Below are 3507 nucleotides of genomic sequence, written 5' to 3'. Positions count from 1 at the left end.
CTCTGTTGCATCAGCGACTCTTACTATATTACACAGTTATTGTTATAGAGTCAACATTTTTTTATTAATGATTTCCTTTCATAGTGAATAACTCTAAGTGATCATCTTCAAAATTAGTTTAAATCCCCTATATTGAACTCTTTCTATCTAATGGATTATGGTACTCTCCTGCATTTTGTTACAAACGAAAAAGTAATGTGCCGTTTCGAGTCGATCGGATTATTTCTATCAAAGTACAGCAAGATTTCCCAGAACTGATTCCGGTAGATATGACCGTTACACAATGGTTAAAACAACTAGTTTCTAATAAAAGAAGGAGCTAAATAAAATAGCACCTTCTTTTTTAGAAACAATATGTATAAGCATGCCTTCATAAGTATTAATTGCTATTTACTTTTACTTAATACTGATCGAAATAGTATTTTAAACTTTTCTTGATCTGCCCAGATAATTGCTAACAAAACAAGTCCTCCGCCCACAACAATTCTCCACGTTATAACTTCATCTAATAAAATTGCAGACGCCATTATACTGACTAACGGAAGTACATTTAAGTACATCCCACCAACAGCTGCTGAAACTTCTTCTAGCGCTTTATTCCACAGTAAGTAAGCAAGAATAGTAGGGCCGACAATAAGGTACACTAAACTTCCCCATGCCTTCCACGTTATTACATCCGGGATTCCACGATACGATACTTCAAAGATAGTAAAGGGCAACACTATAATAGCCCCTACAAGTAAAGTTAATGTAGTAAATGCTCCGCTAGAGAAATTTGCTTCTTCCTTCGGTTGCTTTAACAATATATTATAAATAGCAAACAAAATTGCGCTAGCTAAAATAAGTAAATCCCCAATAAGCGATGATGTACTCTCTCGCTCATTTAACGGAATTGTTATTAGTAATACACCGCACATCCCTAAAAACATGCCAATCCAATATTTCCAATTAATTTTTTCTTGAAGAAAAAAAGCAGCAAACATAATAGTGAATAAGGGTAATGTGGCATCAATGATACTCACATGCATCCCACTTGTAAGTGAAATTCCGTATGAAGTAAACATAAAGTATCCCGCAACACCTGTGAAAGATAAAACTATGATTCTATTCCACGGAATATACGTCTGTCGTATTTCCTTCCAATGAAAGGGAAAGAATAAGCAACCAGCTAAGGATAAACGCAAAAAAAGTAAAGTAAAAGGCGGGAACGAATGTAATGCCCATTTTGTTGGTGCGATAGCAATTCCCCATAACATAATCGCTATTATTAGTATAAAAATGCCTCTCATATGCATTTCACATCCGTTTCAATTACAATTGTTAAATTAAGTAATAGATTTCATCCAAATCTACATTCAAGAAGATTAGAAACAGGTGTTCGATTTTAAAAATTATTTTAGATTAAACATCTTTGAACTAATTAGATTTTTCTAGTTTACTAAAAAGATAATATAGATTCGATAATGAATATACAATTTGTATAAGGAGAATACAAGAAGTTCAACAACAACCTTTAAATATAGGTTTTTTTGTATTTTAATAGAGTGTATAAAATATATAGTTGAATGAATTTCGTAATTCTAACTACTTACTACATAGAGCTTTTTTCGATATGAAAAAGGAATCCCTCTTCAAGTTAACGAATTTGTTAGTTGCAATATAAAGTGAAACTTCCATCAGTGGGGGTTTTACTGCCCGTTAATGCGGGATAAAACAAAAAGACTGAAGGTGACAGAATGGCAATTTATATCGCGCTGTTGCGAGGCATTAACGTAAGCGGACATAATAAAGTCAAAATGGTTGAATTGAGGCATATGCTAGAAACGATGGGCCTTAGTCGAGTACAAACATACATTCAAACTGGCAATATCCTGTTTGAATCAGCGGAGGATACAGCGTCATTGCGCTTCCGAATTGAGGATGAAATTAGAAAGACTTTTGGAATTTCAATCACCGTTGTCTTAAGAACATCCACGGAATTTGAGGCTATCATTGAGCATTGCCCATATACAGATGTAGCCTTGGGAAAAGGAGAAAGTGTTCATGTTTCCATTTTGACTGAAGAGCCTCAGCAAAAGGTGGTTGAACTGTTATTGGGCAGTGAACGTGATAATGATGAATACTATATCCATGGACGTGAAATTTACTTCTTGTTCCGCCAAAGCATACTGGATTCCAAGTTGGCGAAGAATCTACAGAAGCTCGGAAATACAGCAACAACACGCAACTGGAATACAATCAATAAGCTGGCTGCGCTATTGAAGGCGATGCAAGCTTAATAGGAAAAACATATTCTGAGGGAGGAACAGAAAAAAATTCGAAATTTCATAAAGATGTTCACGTCTTTTTACTATTGTTCCCCCTTGAAAATCGAAGGACTGATGTAATTTGTACATAAGTCAGTTATAGAAATTAAATTAATTTTGAAAGGTGCAGTCAATAAATTCGGTGAATTCATCTATTAAATTGATATGTAGGACATCCTCTTATGTTCATTTTTATTCGAAACACCCCACCAGCACCCGGATCTGTATTATGCATTCTTGCCGTTGTAATATATAACTCATTTAAGTCACTTCCTCCAAATGTACAAGAGGTTACATACAAAGCAGGTATAGAAATAGTTAGCAACTGTTCTCCATTTACAGGATTCCATCTCGATACCTTAGAACCTCCCCAATGAGCAATCCATAGCATACCTTCTTCATCAATCGTCATCCCATCAGGAAGTCCTTCCTCTTTTGGTATGACAACAGCATCTTGAGAATTTTCAATATGACCGGTATAGATATCATAATCAAAACGAACTACTTTTCTTGTAGGTGTATCAATAAAGTACATGTATGTATGGTCAGGGGACCATGCTAAACCATTAGAAGTACTCACTTGTTCTAATTTCTTTTTGACAGTTAAATTGGTATCTAAACAGTAAAGAGCTCCCTCTCCACTTATTCCAACTGAGTCCGTAGTACCTGCCCAAAAACGGCCTGCCGGATCACACTTCCCATCATTAAAGCGATTGTCTTGTAAATGGCTTTCAGGATCATAAATAGCTTGTAGTTCTTCCGTATCCAGATGTAAAGAATAAAAGCCCTTCTCTAGAGCAAGAATCATTTTACCAGATACACTAGGAACCACTGATCCAACCATCTGTTCAAGGAAGATTGTCTTATTTTCATTTGTAATTGGATTATAGATATGAACCTTTTTCTCTAAAATATCAACCCAATATAATAGCTGCTTTTTATGATCCCAACAAGGCCCTTCTCCAAGAGTAGCCTTAGCATCAATTACTAATTCTAATTCGCCTAACAAGTTACCTCCTCCTTTTAAAGGAATATTCCGTCTATTTATAGTAACATGTATAAATATCTCTATTAAAGCTTGGAGATATCGATATTTTCCCTCCAAGTATTTTCCATCAGTGGGGGTTTTCTTCGTCACCACCGATGGTTAGTTGAACCAATCAGGCTTTTATGGGATAAAAACACAAAAAAGACGAGTCAT

The 3507-nt window shown here is 35.3% G+C and carries 4 protein-coding genes; 2 read left to right on the top strand and 2 right to left on the bottom strand.

Annotated elements, in window-relative coordinates:
* Positions 1-122 precede the first annotated feature (122 nt).
* Positions 123-323, top strand: a complete 201-nt coding sequence (locus CN326_RS25435; protein WP_098310170.1) for a WYL domain-containing protein — start codon at positions 123-125, stop codon at positions 321-323.
* Between the two features lie 63 nt (positions 324-386).
* Here CN326_RS25435 and CN326_RS16995 read toward each other — a convergent pair whose 3' ends face one another.
* Positions 387-1289, bottom strand: coding sequence for a DMT family transporter (locus tag CN326_RS16995; protein WP_098310169.1), 903 nt, complete (start codon positions 1287-1289; stop codon positions 387-389).
* 447 nt (positions 1290-1736) lie between these two features.
* Between CN326_RS16995 and CN326_RS16990 the strand changes: the two genes are divergently transcribed.
* Positions 1737-2279, top strand: a complete 543-nt coding sequence (locus CN326_RS16990; protein ID WP_098310168.1) for a DUF1697 domain-containing protein — start codon at positions 1737-1739, stop codon at positions 2277-2279.
* A 175-nt stretch (positions 2280-2454) separates the two neighbouring features.
* Here the strand turns inward: CN326_RS16990 and CN326_RS16985 are convergent, their stop codons facing one another.
* The gene (locus tag CN326_RS16985; RefSeq protein WP_098310167.1) at positions 2455-3315 is read right to left on the bottom strand and encodes an SMP-30/gluconolactonase/LRE family protein; all 861 of its coding nucleotides are present in this window, start codon (positions 3313-3315) and stop codon (positions 2455-2457) included.
* Between the last annotated feature and the right edge of the window lie 192 nt (positions 3316-3507).

This window comes from Bacillus sp. AFS018417, from assembly GCF_002560985.1.
GTDB lineage: Bacteria > Bacillota > Bacilli > Bacillales > Bacillaceae_G > Bacillus_A > Bacillus_A rhizoplanae.
Note: the sequence above shows the minus strand (reverse complement) of the source record. Positions and strands in the feature narration are given on the sequence as shown.

What these genes read in the sequence shown, in the direction of transcription:
- CN326_RS16995 (WP_098310169.1), bottom strand. Translation starts at nt 1,289, where the DNA reads ATGAGAGGCATTTTTATACTAATAATAGCGATTATGTTATGGGGAATT.
- CN326_RS16990 (WP_098310168.1), top strand. Translation starts at nt 1,737, where the DNA reads ATGGCAATTTATATCGCGCTGTTGCGAGGCATTAACGTAAGCGGACAT.